The following is a 15925-nucleotide window of genomic DNA, read 5'->3' as shown; positions in this document are numbered from 1 at the left end:
GCGAGCGTCTCAGGTGGCCGCGCCCAGGGGCGGCGTCCAGGTGAAAGCCGCTCCCGCCGCGCCGATCAGCAGGGAGTCCGGCAGCGCCGAGGCGACGGCGTCGCGGATCAGCGCCGCGGCCGGGTTGCGGGTCTGCATGATGTGCCCGAGCCGGCCCGAGGTGCGTGCCATCCGCTCGGTCCGCGGTCGCCGCAGAGCGTCGTACGTGCGCAGCCCGGCGTCGATCCCGCCGTCCTCGATCGCCGCCGCGAGCGTGACGGCGTCTTCGATGGCCAGGCACGCTCCCTGGCCGATGTCGGGCGTGACGGCGTGGGCGGCGTCGCCCAGCAGGGCCACCCGGCCGTGCACGAACCCCGGCAGCCTGTCCCGCAGGTAGTACACATCGTGGCGCAGCAGCGTGGTCTCCGGCGTGGCCGTCATGAGCCCCGGGATGGGGTCGTGCCAGTCGGCGAACCGGGCCGCGAGCAGGCCGAGATCGTGCTCCGGCGTGGCGTGCTCGGGGACGCTCTCGCAGGCGAACCAGTAGGTCTGACCGTCGTTGATCATGGCCATGCCCAGCCGGGCGCCGCGCCCCCAGGTCTCCGACAGCACGGGGGTCACGCCCAGGGCCGCGGTCTGCTCCGCCGGGACGATGCCGCGCCAGACGGTGTATCCGGCGTAGGTGGAGCCGGGGTAGTCCGGCAGCAGGGCCGTACGCAGCAGGCTGCCGATGCCGTCGGCGGCCACCACCAGGTCCGCCGTCGCCGAGACCGCGCCCTGCGGGGTCTGGAAGGTGACCGTGGCGGCGTCGGCGTGCAGGTCGACTCCCGTGGCCCGGTGTCCGGTGTGCAGCGCGGCGGGGTCGAGCCCGGCCATGAGGAGCCGGTGGAGTTCGGCGCGGTGGAGGGCGTAGAACGGCGTGCCGTAGCGGCTCTCGAAGCTCGCGGCCGGGATGCGGGCGACGCGCGCACCCCCGCGCAGGCGGATCTCCAGGCTGACCTGGCGTTGCGCGCGATCGCGCAGGGCCTCCCCGAGGCCGAGGTGGTCCAGGGCCTTGACGGCGTTGGGCGCGATGCCCACGCCCGCCCCGACCGGGGCGACGGCGGACGCCTGCTCGTAGACCGCCACGTTCCACCCGGTGCGTAGCAGGGCCTGGGCCGCCGTCAGGCCCCCGATCCCCGCGCCGACGATGATCGCCGTCTTCACTGTGGCACCTCCATGGGTCAAACACTCGTTTCAAACTATCGCTTGAAACGAGTGTTATAGCATGGTTCCTCCATCCGGCGCCGTCCCGAAGGAGAGACGCAGTGGTCCAAGCCGACCGCGACCCCAGGACGCGAGAAGCGGCCTCCACCCGGGACCGGCTCATCGCGACGGCCGTGCGACTGTTCGGCGAGAAAGGGATCGCGGCCACCTCGCTGCGGGCGTTGACCGACGCGGCCGGAGCCAACGTCGCCGCGGTCAACTACCACTTCGGGTCCAAAGAGGGCCTGCTGCGCGCCGTCATCGACCGGACGATGCGCGCGGTCAACGACGAGCGCCGCCGCCTCCTGGACGAGCTCGAATCAGCGCCCGAGCCGCCCTCCATGGCCGCCCTGGTACGCGCCTTCGTCGAACCCGCCGCGGACCTGGCGGATCGGCATGGCCCCAGCGGGCCCGACATCGCCCGCTTCATCGGGCGGGTCATCAGCGAGCCCGATCCGCAGACCCGGCAGATCTTCGCCGATCAGGTCCGCCCCGTCGAGGGACGCTACCTGGCCGCGCTGGGCCGCGCCCTGCCCGGCGTCGACGAGGAGCACGTCCGGTTCGCCTTCACGTGCATGCTCGGCCTGCTCAGCCTGCACCAGACCGGTACTTTCCGGACGGTGGACTGGCAGCCGGGGCCTGACCGCACCCCGCCGGCCGACCGGCCGCGCGCCGCCGACCGCGAGCGGCTGGTCGCCTTCATCACCGGCGGAATCCTGGCGACCCTCCCGGACGAAGCCGCCACCGGCGCCTGAGAGCCGCGGCGGCAACCTTGATCGCAAGAAGGTATACCCAACCCCGGTAAGGTTCACTATTGTTGCACATAGGTCGCAACTACGAAGGGGATGCCTTATGAGTGACGCCAACCCGCCCGTGCGCCGGTCACTGTTCCTGCACGCGCCGATCCGCCGCAGACCACGCGTGATGCTGGAGCAGATGCTGGCCCTGGTGGACGACGACACTCCGGCGGACGGCCCCGACGGCCCGGTCGCGGTGCTGGAGCGCCGGCTGGCCGAGTTGCTCGGCAAGGAGAGCGCGCTGTTCTTCCCCAGCGGGACGATGGCGCAGCAGGTGGCGTTGCGCCTGCACGCCGACGGCCGCGGGCGCCGCACTTTCGCCGCCCACCCGCAGTCGCATCTGGAGGTGTGGGAGGAGCAGGGCTACAACGCCGTGCACGGCCTGCGGGTGCGCCGTGCCGGAGATCCGCACGAGCTGATCACCCTCGCCGACCTGGCGGCGATCGGCGAGCCGCTCGCCGCAGTCGTCTGGGAGCTGCCGCAGCGCGACCTCGGCGGCCTGCTGCCCGGATGGGAGGAGCTGTGCGCGCAGGTCGAGCTCGTACGGGCGACCGGCGCCGCCGCGCACCTGGACGGCGCCCGGTTGTGGGAGGCGCAGACCTACTACCGGCGGCCGTTCGACGAGATCGCCGCGCTCTTCGACACCGTCTACGTCTCCCTCTACAAGAGCCTGCAGGGCGTGCGCGGCGCGGTGCTCGCCTCCGACACCGCCACGATCGACGCCGCCCGCGTGTGGCGCCAGCGGCTCGGCGGCGGCATCCGCGACGCCTGGCCGCTCGCCCTGGCCGCCCTGGTCGGCCTCGACACCCTGGCCACGCGCATGCCCGCCTACCGGGAGCACGCCATCGCCATCGCCGCCGCGATCAACGCCGACGGCGCCGCCCGCGCCCACCCCGACCCGCCGCAGACGCCGCTGTTCCACGTCCACCTGCCGGCCGGCCGGCGCGCCGTCGAACGGGGCGGCGAACAGATCCTCGCCGAGCACGGCATCCAGCTCTGGGGCCGGGTCCGCTCCGCGCCCGATCCCGGCCGCTGCAGCTTCGAGATCAGCGTCGGCGACAACTCCATGGACTTCACCCCCGGCGAGGTGGTCACCCTGATCCACGAACTGCTCGACCGCGCCGCCGCCGCACCGGAGGTCACCTCAGCATGAGCACCGCTCCCGAGTGGACCACCGTGCTCTCCATCCGCCGCGCCACCTCCGACGACGCCGCCACCGTGCACGGCCTCATCCGCGGGCTGGCCGACCACCAAGGCCAGTCCTCGGCCATCACCGTGAGCGTCGCCGGCCTCCAGCGGATCCTGACCCGCCCGGAGATCACCTACCTGATCGCCGAGCGGGACGGCCGGCCCGTCGGCTACGTCTCCTGGCTGGAGCGCATCAGCTTCTGGTCCGGCGAGGACTACCTCGCGCTGGACGACCTGTACGTGACCGGCGCCGAACGCGGGCGCGGCGTGGGCGAGCAACTGATGCGGGCGGCCGCCGAGGCCGCGAAGGGGCGGCTGATCCGCTGGGAGGTGGCCGAGGCGAACGTGGCTGCGCAACGCTTCTACGCGCGCATAGGCGCGGACCTCATCCCCAAGAAGATCGGCCGCTGGCAGCCGCGATAGCCCGCCCACGGCCTCCACCCCCTTGGAACTCACACTGCCCGGCCACGCCCACCAGGTACGGTCCGGCCCGCAGGCAGGCGACGTACGCGTCCAGCAGGGGGCCTTGCAGCTGTCCGCCAGAGGAGACACGACCAGCGACGGAAGAACGAACGAACCGGGCTCCGGCCTCACTTCCCGGGACTGGGAGTGGCCTCCAGGTGGGTGGTCGTCGGCGGGCCCGGGGTGCGGCCGGCCGGCGGGTATTCGCAGTCGAGCTGGCTGACGTCCACATCGCGGCTTCCGGTCCACCCCTCACCCTCGCGGGCGGTGTAGACGAACGTGCAGGCTCTGCCGTGTGAATCGCTGAAGTTGGAGACGTAGATCTCATCGTCGTTGGCGCACCCCGTCACCAGGGTCAGCGCCGCCACACCGAGGGCCGCGCCCCATTTCGTGGCGCTCCGAGCGGACATACCCGAATTCTACGGCGGGAGATCACGGAGCACGCAACCGCAGGAATGCCGAAAACCCTTGCCCGGCAGGGTCCGGACCCCACCGCGCAAGGGCGCCACCTCTGGCCCGGGGTGCCGCCCACACGCCGTAGCGTTGCACCATGATCGGATCAACGGGGTTTGATGCCGCTGTCGAGGTGGGGATCGCCGCGTTCTGCGCGGGTGAGCAGCCGCCGCATGACGAGGAGGTATGGGAGCGGCTCACCGGGGCCGGCGTCGAGCCGTGGCTGGCCGAGCGGCTGCTGACCTTCCTGCCGATGGCGTACACACGGCGATTGCTGCCGGACGTCTCGTACCCGGACGGGCTGATGGCCCCGGGCGGGCGGGTGAGCCTCTCGGCCGAACCGGTGTTCATGGTGGCGTTGCGCCGTGCGCAGCGGGCCGGCCGTGACGAGGTCGGGCGGATCGCGATGCGTGGCAGCGAGTTCAACACGATCAACAACGCGCTGCACGCCGGATCACAGCTGTCGGACCTGATGCTGGGCGAAACCACCCTGGTCAAGGACCTGGAACCGGTCGAGCAGGGTGACGGCGGCATACCCTCGCCGCAGGCCGCGTTCGAGGACTTCCTCCGCGGGCACGGCGTACCGCTCAACGGCGAGACGCAGGTCGGCGCGGAGCTGTTCGTCCACCCCGCACCGGCCGGCGTGGTGATGGCTCAGGTCGACTTCGCCGTCTCACACCCGGCGCTGGCCAGGCCATGGCTGGTGGAGAGCTTCGCCGGGCACGGCACCACCTGGCGCGAGGCGATCGGCCAAGCGGTGAACAGGTTCAGGCTCGGCGCGCTGCACCCGATCGTCGACGGCCTCCTATGCCCCGGCGCCGCCCCCGACCAGGTCGAACGCGAGCGTTACGAACACCCGAGCGGCACGTTCGAACTGGTGCTGGGCGCCCAGATGAACCTGTTCACCGACCGGTCGGTGCCATCCGTCGGGCCACTGCTCGACCGGCTGCTGGAGGTGCTGCGCGCCGAACCGCTCACGCGGAAGGTCCACGGGCTACGCCTGTTCATCGCCTACCACGACGGCCGGCTGCAGACCAACGAGGTGCTGCTGGACAGCGAGCAGTGGCCCGGTGGCGAGGCGCTGGTCGCGGGCAGCCAGGCACCGCTACCCCACGGGAGGCTCGCGGTACGCATCTTCGGCCTGCTCACGCCTGTCGACCAGGCGTAGCGTCCTGCCGAGCCGCCAGGACGCTCGCCAAGGCGGTAAGCCCCCTGGTCGGCGCCTTCCAGCGGCCCTGCTCGGCCGTCCGCTTCGGCGTGCCGCCCGCTCGCAGAGGTGGTGCTTGGCCGCATATCCCGATGCGTAGCTGAGAGGCGTTGATCGCCTGCAGAACGTTCAGGACCGCGAGCACACCGAGACAAGAGGGTGGCCGCGGTGACCCGCGGGTTTGGAGTAGCCGATGGACTCTCCGCGCATGGGTTTTCCTCCAACAAGGGGTGCGGACCTACGAAAGCGCCCGCCCAGCGTCGTGCTCGGTCATCCTGCCTGCCAGGTGAGCGCGCTCAAATCGGTGCACCACGAGCAGGTGAAGTTCTGACAGATTGCTCGTCTGTGGTAGCCGCGGGCGGATGCAACGGTCCACAAAAAATCGATCCTGACCTGTGGAAATACGCCGGACAATCCGCATGCTCCTGGACCTGACGGGGACAGTGCGCGGTGGCCGATGGTCGCTTGGACGACCGTCGGCCCTGAGCTCAGTCAGTCACGGGACGCAATCAATGTGCCTCCCGCATACGAAAGGAGCTCGCCGTGCGGAAACCAAAGGCCGGACTCGCCGCAGGAGCTCTCATAGTCGTGGCGCTCGCGCCCACGGCGCCGACTCAGCTCGCCAAGGCCGCGACACGAACCACAGCCGCACCGGTGGCGGCGGCGCCAACGTGTGACAGCACGTTCAACCTGCAGCGCTACTCCAACGAGTCGCCTTGGAACGAGGTCACCAATCCCAGAAGCAGGATCGCCGTAGGGGCGAATTCACGGATGAGTCAGGCGGTGGGGTGTCTCATCAACGCTGAGCGCGCCAGGCAGGGGCTCCCGGCCCTGGTCGCAAAGACACCCCTTGACCGTGCGGCACAGAAACATGCGCGTGAATCCGCCGCCCTGCAGTGGTGGGACAAGAACGACGGCCGAGGAACCCACAACAACCCCTCGACCAAGTCGACGCCGGAGACCCGCATCCGAGCCGCGGGCTATTGCCCGAACCCCACTTCGTGGGCCTTCTCCGAGATCACCTACGCCGGCGCGCAAGGCAGGGGTACGCCGAGCCGGGCCGTCAACTGGTGGGTGAACGTCAGCGATCGGGGTCACCGAGAGATCGTGTTGGATCCCTCGATGACGCACTTCGGATACTGGGCAACGGGACGATCCGCTCACAGGGACGAAGTCGGGCTGAAGGACGGGGGCACCTTCGTCGTGACCTTCGGACGCTGCCAGCAGTAGGCCGCGTCACGAACGGGCCTTCGCCTCATGGGGCACCCTCACCGCCGAGCCGGTGACGCGTTCCGGCTGTACGGTCTGGGATCGTCGCGGGAGCATTCGTGCTCGCGGGCCCACCACTGCCGGCGGATCGCTCAGTCGCCGATCGAGAGGTTGATCACGCGGGAGGTGAAGCCGGTGCGTGATCTGCGCCGACCTCGGCTGAGCGGCGTCTTCGGGCCCGTCATCCTCGTGTGGGGTACCAGCTCGTGCTTCGATGTTGCTTTGTCCGTACGTCGCATGAATCGCACGATGAGAGGTCACCCATGCCGGATCTTGACGACTCAACCGCCACGTTCCAGGAGTTCGACCGCGACGGAGACGGATATATCACGCGCGCGGAGTTCGCACTCGCCATGAACGCGCGCGGCGAGGAGGTCACCGACGCCGAACTCGACTCGATCTTCAAGGTCTCGGACGAGCACGATGGGGACGTGGACGGGCGCATCTCGTTGGCGGAGTTCCTGGTGGCCTGGAACAAGTGACGCGCGCTTACCTACCGTAAACGATCACTCTCCCACAGCCGTTCGGCCACCTGCCCGGCGGGGTGTGGACCCCGCCGGGCAAGGGCGCTACCGCTGTCAGGACGTCGGCGTGAAGACCTTCGCCTCGTGCTTGGGCTCGGCCGGCTTGCGCCGCATCCGCTACTTCGCCCGCTCCACCATCGTGTACAGCGTCGGCACGGGCAGAACGACCAGCCGATGCTCCATTTCCAGGTTCCGGGTGTGCGGGTGGCGAAAATGCCGGTACGACACGAACCCGGCCGGGTTTCCGGCGATATATCCGGCGTAGCACCGCGCTCCGCGGTACAGCTCGGATGTCAGATAGTGATGGCGGCTAAAATCCGCCAGATCGATCGGTCGACCTCGTGGACGTCGAGCCGGAGCCGAGGCCGGGGTTGAACCGACCTCCGCGAGAACTCCGCAGTGTCGACGTCGTACACCAGTCCGGCTACAGCCAATCAGTCATGTCGTAGTGGCATGTCACCGCGACGAGCTGCCGCCTGCCCTGGCCAGCCCGGCACGAAACGCCTCCCCGTCGCATAAGGCCTGCGCCACGCCGGCGGCGACGGCAAGCCGACCGCACTGAGAAGCTCAACCACGTCCTTGATGGACATGCCTTTGGGGAAGTCGCCCACCAGCGCCTGGTCACGCCGGCTCTGGGCGCCAACAAGGGCGTCCGGCCAGAGCTCGCGGGCGATCGGGCTCTTCCCTACGCCGGACGGGCCAACGAGCAGGCCGACGTTCCACGGCCGCACCTCGATGGGCAGGTGCACTCTCCACGAGCTGGCCAGTCTGGCGTCGAGCGGCACATCGAACAGCCCTTGGAGTTGAAGAACTCGTACACTCCGCTTGACCGGAGATGAAACTGTGATCTCGGCGCGCACCGCACCCCTCAGAGAGTTGCTTCGAAAGCTGCGCGCGGGCGCTGCGGCACGGACATATGTACGGCGCACTTTTCTGGCAAGCTGAGCGGCAATCGCTGAGAGGGTATAGAGGGTGCCCCGGGTAGCGCGCTGAAATTCGCCGTGGCCAGCACCTTCTCGCCTCTGTGCAAAGGGTGTTACCTTCCCTTATCCCTCGTACGATGATGCTGCCAACTCCCCCGGCACCCTGCCAGGGAAGAGGGTTTCCAATGCACAAAAAGAACCGCAATGACAGCGGATCGGATCCAGAAGGGATGTCGCTCAAGTTGACTAGGATCAGAGCCTTCTCTGTCATCACGCGCAGGATCGCCACGGCGGCTACGGGAATAGCGCTTGTGGTGCCAGCAACCATTGTTGCCGCCGGCCCAGCACTCGCAGCCGGCGGTGGCGGCTGCCGCGACACCACCCAGAACGGTTGGAGTATCGGAGTCTGCGTCAGCCGGGACGGCGCATGGGCCTACCCAGACATTTACGTTAACCGTCTGGGCGATCGTGGCAGCCTTTGCTACATCACATTGCGGATCTTCGGGCCAGGGGGAGACCCGGTCGCACCAACGGGCACATACTATTGCGATCCTGGCCACCATGGCCCCATTCGCGTCGGGATGAGCCAGGCCGAGTATCGCTATTATGCGGTCGCGCAAGTGCATGTCGGCGACAATCGTAAGGTGGTATTCACCGGATATAGCCCTACTATCTGGCGATAGTCGAACATCGCTCTAGACTTCACGCCCACCGCTCTTATAGATGCCTGGCAGGCCGAGGTCCAGAGCCTTTGAGCTGATCGCTGAAGACTCTGGCAGTTCTCAGGCGGGCCGCCCACCCGGTGACCCTCGCAAGCCGAGCAGCCAGCCGTACGGGTGGCGACCCAGATATCAGACGTCAGCCATGGCCGCCTCGTCCGGTCTCCACGCTGCGGTAGCCATAACGGGTGCGGTCCTCGCCCAGTTTGCGAGCGAGGAGCGCACAGGCGAGCACGTCCCAAGGCCGGCTCTCGACCGCCTCATCGGACACCTTCACGGCCGAGCTGGTGACGCGGTTCTGGCTGTGCGGTTTGGTGGGGATGCCGCCGTTCGGGGTGTCCAACTTCACGACTCACGCCCACTTCGCGCGCTTGAGGCGGGGTCGGCCCAGCCGCTGGCGTTGGAGGGTCTGCTGTACCTGATGGGTGTCACCCTCGGGCATTTCCACCCAGCCGAGCACTGGCCCGTCCACCGTCTCGTAGGAGTACCGCCTCGGACCGAACAGCACCCGGAGCAGGTCGAGGCTGATACGGCCGTGCATCCACCACGGGTCATCGCGCGACCACTCGCCTTCTCCGGCCCGGCACTGCCAGCGGATCTCCCACTCGCCGATCGAGAGGTTGAGCACGCGGGAGGTCAAGCACTCGGGGATGAGGCGGCGTTGCAGTCATACGCCGAGGTGATTGGTGTGCAGGTACAGCGCCCCGAACGGCCACACCCGCAGGTGGGCGGCCAGCGTGTGATCTGCGCCGGCGGTGCCGATCGCGATCTCGGCGGAGAAGACGCCAAAGGTCCGGCCGATGACGAGTTCGCCGCCGAGGGTGCCGGTCGGATGATCCGGCCAGGGCCCGGTCCCCACTGAACGCACCGAGTTCGCGCATCGCCCGGATGAACTCGGGCCGTACAGGTCGCTGGTGTACGGCTGGCCGAGCTCGAACCGCTTCAGAAGCAGGTTGCCCTGGGTGATCAAGAGGTTGAGCGGTGTGGCCCCATGGCTTGCATGGCTGAAATGGTGGGCGCATGAGCGATCCCGAAACTCCGCTGCCACCGCCAAGCCGTGAGGATGTGGCTGCTCGATGGCGAGCGCTGGCAGCGGGTGACGTGACCCGTGAGGCCGTACATGCATGGGCGGCTTCCTGGGTGGAGGGCGAGGGAGCATCCGCCGACTGCCCTCCCCTGGTCCTCATGGCTCTGCAGTACCTGCATGGGTTCGATCTTTGTCGTGATCCAAGCCGTCCCGGCGTCGTATGGCACGGAACCTCCGGCGAAGGCGGACGGGTTCATTCGCTCGACGACATCCGTGATGGACTCGCCCTCTGGCAGGAGAAGTGCGAGCTCTACGATGCGGATCCGCAGGGTTGGATGCAGGCGGTACGTCAGCAGGCGAGGGCCCTTGTCCAAGCCGGAGAGAGGCCTTTCGGCGCTGGTGAGGGCATGCGAAAGGCCCCTGGAGACAGAGGGCTCCAGGGGCCTAGCTCGTGATCAAGGAATCTGAGACCTGATGGTTCCTGGGGGTATTCAGACCGAGGTGTGGGAGGCGTCACGTTCACGCGGGAGCGACGCTCTCAGCGCGTCGCCTGAATCGTATACACAGGAGGAAACCAGACATATCTACACGAATCCCAAACCGATCATGAGGGCACACACGGTTGTCAAGCTATGACAAGTCCAACGGCCTCTATGGCGTCGTCGACCCATTCGCCCACGATCCGCACGTACTCGCACAGCACCCGCGACATGGGGCGACCAGTCGCCCCGCACGGCGGGCCTCCGTCGCGAGCTCGGCCAGCTCGCAGGTGCTGATTACGAGGTGGCCTACCGTTCTGTCCCCACAAGAGGGGCCAGCGGAGAGAACATGAAGGCCCACTAAGTTCAACCGAGGGAGACACAGCCCATGACGCGTAGGGCTCGGCGAACGACACTCGCGCTCTCTGCCGTGGCAGGCGCGCTCCTCGGCGGAACACTGCTACTTCTCTCACCTCTTGCCGCGAGCATTCTCGCAGAATCCATCCCCGGACTGGATTGGGTACTTCTCAGCAACATCGGGCAAGCGTACGGGTCCGTCGCCGCGCTGCTCACAGCGTTGTCCCTGGTCGGCGTCATGGTATCGACGCTCATCCAGGCCCGCAGCGTCCGCCTTGCGAGCGAGCAGACCTGGCGCCTAACGCAACTGGAGCTCGCGAAGCTTGTCATCGACGATCCGAAGCTGGTGCAGTTCGAGGGGACCCCGTGGCGCGGCCCAGAGGACGATCTGCCCCTCCGGCTTCGCATCCTTACCAACCTCTGGCTCGAGCAGTGGCGCTCGATGCACAACTTCGGGCTGATGGATGACGCAGAAATCCGTCGGCTTGCTTCAGGCCTCTTCGAGGGAGAGGCGGGCAGGCGGCATTGGATGGAGCACAGCGAAGGCTACAGAGCCGATCAGCGCAATGTCCGAACCCGCACCTTTCCTCGGATCTTGGATGAAGAACTGGCACACGCCACTCGCGTAGCCGCAGTCCCGATATCTCTTCCGAAGACCTCATCACCTAAAAGGCGATGGTGCGCTGTTGCGGCAACAGGAGCCGCACTGGCCGTCGGTGTCGCGATAGGCCGGCTCCGATAGCCGTTCGAAAGCCACGCATCGCACACGACCTACGCCATCTGGCGTAATCACTCACAGGACTCGCCATCCGACTCTCCCCCGCGACTGACACAGAGGGCCTCGCCCAAGCGGGTGGTGATCTCGGCGAGTTGCTCCAGCTCGGGGCCGGCGACCTCGTACAGGGCTGCAGCCTCCGGGGCGCGGGTCTGCAACGCGGCAGCGACACCTTCAGAAGTTGCGTCGGGCCAGCGAGCTCCATCAGCATGTCGCGGGTGAACTTACCGACCGCAGCGGTGGCGTCCACCTCTTCCGCGGCCGAGACCAGTTCGCCGCCTGCCGCTTCGAGCCTGGCTGGGTTGAGCTTGGTTGCCCATCCGGTTCACGGCCGAACCGGGAGTACTTCCAGACGAGGATCGCTCTGACCGCAAGAGACGGCTGCCATGATCGTGCGCTGGAAGCTCCTCCCGGACACGTCAGGATCTGTGATCCAGCCGCCGTTCGGCCACCTGCCCGGCGGGGTGTGGACCCCGCCGGGCAAGGGCGCTACCGCTGTCAGGAGGTCGGCGTCAGGACCTTCGCCTCGTGCTTGGGCTCGGCCGGCTTGCGCCGCATCCGCTCCTTCGCCCGCTCCACCATCGTGTACAGCGTCGGTACCAGCACCAGGGTCAGCAGCGTCGAGCTGATCAGGCCGCCGATGACCACGATCGCCAGCGGCTGCGAGATGAACCCGCCGGAGCCGGTCACCCCCAGAGCCATCGGCGTCAGCGCGCAGATCGTGGCCACCGCCGTCATCAGGATCGGCCGCAGCCTGCGCCGGCCGCCCTCGATGACGGCCTCCACCACGTCCATGCCCTGTTCCCGATACTGGTTGATCAGGTCGATGAGCACGATGGCGTTGGTCACCACGATGCCGATCAGCATCAGCATGCCGATCAGCGCCGGCACGCCCAGCGCGGTGCCGGTGCCCACCAGCAGCCCGATCGCGCCCGTGGCCGCGAACGGGATCGACACCAGCAGGATCAGCGGCTGGACGAAGCTGCGGAACGTCGCCACCATGATCAGGAAGACGATCGCGATCGCCGCGAGCATCGCCATCCCCAGGTCGGAGAACGCGTCCGACTGCTGGGCCGACACGCCGCCGATCTCATAGGTGGCGCCCGCGGCCAGCGTCAGACCGTCCATCTTGGTCGTCAGCGCCTGCGTCACGGTGCCCAGGTCGCCGGAGTCGGCCGCCTTGGCCGACACCGTGGCCGAACGCTCGCCGTCGATCCGCGTCACCTGCGTCGGCCCGGCCACCTCCTTGACGTCCGCCACCGTCGACAGCTTCACCATGCCCGCCGCCGTCGGCAGCTTCAGGTCCTTGATCGCCTTGATGTCGTCCGGCGCGTCCGCGCCGCGCAGCACCAGGTCGCTGGAGCGGCCGTCCAGGCTGATCTGGCCCAGCGGCGCGCCGCGGAAGGCCTGCGCCACCGCCTGCCCCACCTGCGCCTCAGACAGGCCGCGCTCCGCGGCCTCCTGCCGATCCACCACGACCTCGACGCGCGGCGCGCTGGCCTCCATGTTGGAGGACACCTCGGTGAGCCCCGACACCTCGCCCATCGCGGTCTTGACCGTGTCGGTCGCCGTACGCAGCGTCTCGGCGTCGGGCGCCTGCACGATCACGTCGATCGTGTCGGAGGAGAACCCGCCCCCGCCGGCGCCGCCCACCGTGACCTCGCCGATCCCCGACAGGCCTTCGACCCGCTCGCGCAGCTGCTGCTGCACCTTGTCCGGGTCTGCGCCCTCCTTGACCGTGACCGAGTACGACGCCCGGTCCGCGCCGCCGCCGACCGCGCCGCCCTGCATGGCGTTGCCGCCACCCACGTTCACCTGGTACGTCTCCACGCCGTCCAGGCCCTTCAGCACGCCCTCGACCTGCTTGGCGGCCTTGTCCGTGGTCGCCAGGTCCGTACCGACCGGCATCTTCTGCGACAGGGAGATCGTGTTCTGGCCAGAGGAGTCCAGGAAGTTCGTCTGCAGCCCGCCGGCCAGGCCCATCGTGCCGATGAACACCGCCACGCCGATCAGGATCGTCACCAGCTTGAACCGCGTCGCGAACCGCAGCACCGGCAGATAGGCCCGCTGCAACGGCGAGCGCAGCTCCTTGGCCTCGGCCTCCTCGCGCTGCTTGCGCGCCTGCTCCGGCGTCAGGTCCGGCGCCTTCAGGAACCAGTACGCCAGCACCGGCACCACCGTCAGCGACACCACCAGCGAGGCCAGCAGCGCCACCGCCACCGTGATCGCGAACGGCCGGAACAGCTCGCCCACCATGCCGCCCACGATCGCGATCGGCGCGAACACCGCCACCGTCGTCAGCGTCGAGGCCGTCACCGCGCCCGACACCTCGCGGACCGCCGCCAGGATCGCCTGCAGCTTGGCCTCGCCGTACCCGAGATGTCGCTTGATGTTCTCCAGCACCACGATCGAGTCGTCGACCACCCGGCCCACGGCGATCGTCAGCGCGCCCAGGGTCAGCATGTTCAGCGAGTAGTCGCCCGCCCACAACGCGATCAGCGCGATCACCACCGACAGCGGGATCGACACCGCCGTCACCAGCGTCGAACGCACCGACAGCAGGAACACCAGGATGACCAGCACCGCGAACGCCAGACCCAGCAGGCCCTCCGTGGTCAGGCTCCGGATCGACTCCTCCACGTACGGCGCCTGGTCGAACACCACCGACACCGCCGTGTCCGAGCCGTCGCCCAGCGCCTTGGTCAGCTCGGGCAGCTTCTCACGGACGTCGTGCGAGATCGACACCGCGTTGCCGTCGGGCACCATCGTCACCGACACGCCCAGACTCGTCTTGCCGTCCGTACGGGTGATCGTCGTCGCGTCCGCCAGCCCCTGCTTGATCTCGGCGACGTCGCCCAGCTTGACCGGCTTGAGCGGCTTGGGCTTGACCACCTGCTGCTGCGCGAGCGCCGCCTGGGACTGGCCCGGCCGACCGGCCTGACCGGTCTGCGGGCGTGCCTGAGCCTGCGCCTGGCTGGGCTGCTGCTGGGTGGCCGCCGGCTGGGCCGGGGTCAGGTACAGGTCCTTCAGCTTGGCCACCGAGTCGACCCGCGTGCCCACCTGCACCGTGAGCGACTTGCCGTCGGCCGTCAGCGCGCCCGCCGGGATCGGCGTGCCGTTCGCCTTCAGCACGTCGGGGATCTGCGCGGCCGACACCCCGGCCTTCGCCATCTTCTTGGTGTCCGGCTCGATCGTCACGACCTCGTCGCGGGTGCCCGTGACGGACGCCTCCCGTACGCCCTCCACGCTCTGCAGCTCCGGCACCATGATCCGGCGCAGCTTGTCGGCCATCGCCCGCTCGTCGCCGCCGTCGCCCACCGCGAGCACGACCACCGGGATGTCGTCGGTGTTGCCCGCCACGACCTGCGGATCCACCCCGTCAGGGAGCGCGACCCGGGTGATGGCCTGCTGCATCTTGTTCAGCGAGGACTCGACGTCCGTGCCGTACTCGAAGGCCACCTGGATCTGCGCCAGGCCCTCCTTCGAGGTCGAGGTCATCTGCTCCATGCCTTCCAGGCCCTGGAACGAGTCCTCGATCGGCTTCGTCACCTGGTCCTCGACGATCTCAGGCGAGGCACCTGGATACGCCGCGACCACGAACGCGCCAGGGAAGCTCAAAGATGGCAGCAGTTGCTGCTTCAACTGCGGAATCGTGAACGCGCCGAACGCGCTGAGCACGAGCGCGATCAATATCACGAGGCTGCGGTTGACCAAGCTCAACCGGGCGAATGCGGTCATAGGCGTCCCCTCCAAGAGTTCGCCCCAGACTAACACTTCGCCTTGAACGAATATTTAGACAGATTGAGCTTTCCTGATAACCTTCTCAGGAAGCGAGAGGTGAGTGTGAGCGACGAACGCGAAGACCTGATCCGTCGAATCAGCGAGACACAGCGTGGCATGGGGCGACTGTTCGCCCAGCATCAGTCCCCGCTGTTCACCTCCAATCTGACGATGCGACAACTGCATGTCGTCATGCTCCTGGCCGTCAACGGCTCCGCCTCCGGGCAGGAGCTCGCCCACCACCTCAGCGTCAGCCTCGGCACCGTCACCGGCCTCGTCGACCGCCTCGTCGCCCACGGCCTCGTCACTCGCCACGAGGACCCCCAGGACCGCCGCGTCCGCCGCGCCGAGCTCTCCCCCGCCGGCGCCGCCCTGGTCGAGGAGCTCCAGAACGCCGGGCTCGAGCACTACCGCCGCATCCTGGACCACCTCGACACCGAGACCCTTCGCTCCCTCGACCACATCACCCGCACGATCCGCGCGGTGGCCGACAAGCTCTACAACGTCTGACCCCCGCCACGGGTTTCCACCACCCCACCGTCGACGGCCCTCCAGCCGAGCCCCCCGCGGAACCTTCCGCACGGGGAGAGCCGAGAGCGAACCCCCTCTGCGGGGACGGCAAGCTCTCCCCTGGCGCGGTGGGCGCTTCCGCCGGGTGCACGACCACGCCCCGACGACGGTCCCGCCTGTTGGCCGACGCGCGGGGCCGACGCGCGGGGCCGACGTGCGGGGCCGACGTGC

At 68.4% G+C, this 15925-nt stretch carries 15 protein-coding genes; 8 read left to right on the top strand and 7 right to left on the bottom strand.

The genetic code is table 11. The features are described 5' to 3' along the window. Positions 1–9 precede the first annotated feature (9 nt). Positions 10–1185, bottom strand: a complete 1176-nt coding sequence (locus tag ABZS69_RS15970) for an FAD-dependent monooxygenase (protein WP_355372051.1) — start codon at positions 1183–1185, stop codon at positions 10–12. 101 nt (positions 1186–1286) lie between these two features. Between ABZS69_RS15970 and ABZS69_RS15965 the strand changes: the two genes are divergently transcribed. The 3 genes from ABZS69_RS15965 (at position 1287) to ABZS69_RS15955 (ending at position 3632) form a co-directional block, all read left to right on the top strand. Continuing rightward, entirely contained in the window at positions 1287–1979 is a 693-nt protein-coding gene (locus ABZS69_RS15965; protein ID WP_355372048.1) for a TetR/AcrR family transcriptional regulator, read from the top strand. A 97-nt stretch (positions 1980–2076) separates the two neighbouring features. Beyond that, on the top strand, positions 2077–3174 hold the full coding sequence (locus tag ABZS69_RS15960; protein WP_355372046.1) for a beta-eliminating lyase-related protein: 1098 nt from the start codon (positions 2077–2079) through the stop codon (positions 3172–3174). Then, positions 3171–3632, top strand: a complete 462-nt coding sequence (locus ABZS69_RS15955) for a GNAT family N-acetyltransferase (RefSeq protein WP_355372043.1) — start codon at positions 3171–3173, stop codon at positions 3630–3632. The genes ABZS69_RS15960 and ABZS69_RS15955 overlap by 4 nt, the downstream gene beginning before the upstream one ends. Positions 3633–3799: 167 nt before the next feature. Here the strand turns inward: ABZS69_RS15955 and ABZS69_RS15950 are convergent, their stop codons facing one another. After that, on the bottom strand, positions 3800–4081 hold the full coding sequence (locus ABZS69_RS15950; protein WP_355372040.1) for a hypothetical protein: 282 nt from the start codon (positions 4079–4081) through the stop codon (positions 3800–3802). A 140-nt stretch (positions 4082–4221) separates the two neighbouring features. Between ABZS69_RS15950 and ABZS69_RS15945 the strand changes: the two genes are divergently transcribed. The 3 genes from ABZS69_RS15945 (at position 4222) to ABZS69_RS15935 (ending at position 7082) form a co-directional block, all read left to right on the top strand. Beyond that, positions 4222–5292: a DUF6348 family protein gene (locus ABZS69_RS15945; protein ID WP_355372038.1), complete on the top strand. Its 1071-nt coding sequence runs from the start codon at positions 4222–4224 to the stop codon at positions 5290–5292. 627 nt (positions 5293–5919) lie between these two features. Beyond that, complete coding sequence (locus tag ABZS69_RS15940; RefSeq protein WP_355372035.1) at positions 5920–6561, top strand: CAP domain-containing protein; 642 nt, start codon at positions 5920–5922, stop codon at positions 6559–6561. Between the two features lie 302 nt (positions 6562–6863). After that, the gene (locus ABZS69_RS15935; RefSeq protein WP_355372032.1) at positions 6864–7082 is read left to right on the top strand and encodes an EF-hand domain-containing protein; all 219 of its coding nucleotides are present in this window, start codon (positions 6864–6866) and stop codon (positions 7080–7082) included. Between the two features lie 476 nt (positions 7083–7558). Here the strand turns inward: ABZS69_RS15935 and ABZS69_RS15930 are convergent, their stop codons facing one another. From ABZS69_RS15930 to ABZS69_RS15915, 4 genes are all read right to left on the bottom strand, one after another. After that, positions 7559–7984 (bottom strand): hypothetical protein, encoded by a 426-nt coding sequence (locus tag ABZS69_RS15930; RefSeq protein WP_355372029.1) that lies wholly within the window; start codon positions 7982–7984, stop codon positions 7559–7561. Positions 7985–8905: 921 nt separating this feature from the next. Further along, positions 8906–9115 (bottom strand): hypothetical protein, encoded by a 210-nt coding sequence (locus ABZS69_RS15925; protein ID WP_355372026.1) that lies wholly within the window; start codon positions 9113–9115, stop codon positions 8906–8908. Between the two features lie 3 nt (positions 9116–9118). Then, entirely contained in the window at positions 9119–9406 is a 288-nt protein-coding gene (locus ABZS69_RS15920) for a hypothetical protein (protein ID WP_355372023.1), read from the bottom strand. 27 nt (positions 9407–9433) lie between these two features. Continuing rightward, a complete protein-coding gene (locus tag ABZS69_RS15915) occupies positions 9434–9820 on the bottom strand; it encodes a hypothetical protein (protein ID WP_355372021.1) in 387 nt (128 codons plus the stop codon). Between the two features lie 882 nt (positions 9821–10702). On the opposite strand from ABZS69_RS15915, the gene ABZS69_RS15910 reads away from it, so the two are divergent. Beyond that, entirely contained in the window at positions 10703–11371 is a 669-nt protein-coding gene (locus ABZS69_RS15910; protein ID WP_355372018.1) for a DUF6082 family protein, read from the top strand. Between the two features lie 531 nt (positions 11372–11902). On the opposite strand, the gene ABZS69_RS15905 is transcribed toward ABZS69_RS15910, so the two are convergent. Continuing rightward, positions 11903–15142, bottom strand: a complete 3240-nt coding sequence (locus ABZS69_RS15905) for an efflux RND transporter permease subunit (RefSeq protein WP_355372016.1) — start codon at positions 15140–15142, stop codon at positions 11903–11905. A gap of 213 nt (positions 15143–15355) precedes the next feature. Between ABZS69_RS15905 and ABZS69_RS15900 the strand changes: the two genes are divergently transcribed. Further along, on the top strand, positions 15356–15694 hold the full coding sequence (locus ABZS69_RS15900) for a MarR family transcriptional regulator (RefSeq protein WP_355372013.1): 339 nt from the start codon (positions 15356–15358) through the stop codon (positions 15692–15694). The last annotated feature ends 231 nt before the right edge of the window (positions 15695–15925 follow it).

The sequence above is a fragment of the Nonomuraea sp. NPDC005650 genome, assembly GCF_040605375.1.
In the GTDB taxonomy this organism is placed as follows: Bacteria; Actinomycetota; Actinomycetes; order Streptosporangiales; family Streptosporangiaceae; genus Nonomuraea.
The sequence above is the reverse complement of the archived record's forward strand: the minus strand, read 5'-3'. Positions and strand labels throughout refer to the sequence as shown.

Coding starts and splice junctions, on each gene's coding strand:
- ABZS69_RS15950 (WP_355372040.1), bottom strand. CDS start 4,081: ATGTCCGCTCGGAGCGCCACGAAATGGGGCGCGGCCCTCGGTGTGGCG.
- ABZS69_RS15935 (WP_355372032.1), top strand. CDS start 6,864: ATGCCGGATCTTGACGACTCAACCGCCACGTTCCAGGAGTTCGACCGC.
- ABZS69_RS15945 (WP_355372038.1), top strand. CDS start 4,222: ATGATCGGATCAACGGGGTTTGATGCCGCTGTCGAGGTGGGGATCGCC.
- ABZS69_RS15900 (WP_355372013.1), top strand. CDS start 15,356: ATGCGACAACTGCATGTCGTCATGCTCCTGGCCGTCAACGGCTCCGCC.
- ABZS69_RS15955 (WP_355372043.1), top strand. CDS start 3,171: ATGAGCACCGCTCCCGAGTGGACCACCGTGCTCTCCATCCGCCGCGCC.
- ABZS69_RS15905 (WP_355372016.1), bottom strand. CDS start 15,142: ATGACCGCATTCGCCCGGTTGAGCTTGGTCAACCGCAGCCTCGTGATA.
- ABZS69_RS15960 (WP_355372046.1), top strand. CDS start 2,077: ATGAGTGACGCCAACCCGCCCGTGCGCCGGTCACTGTTCCTGCACGCG.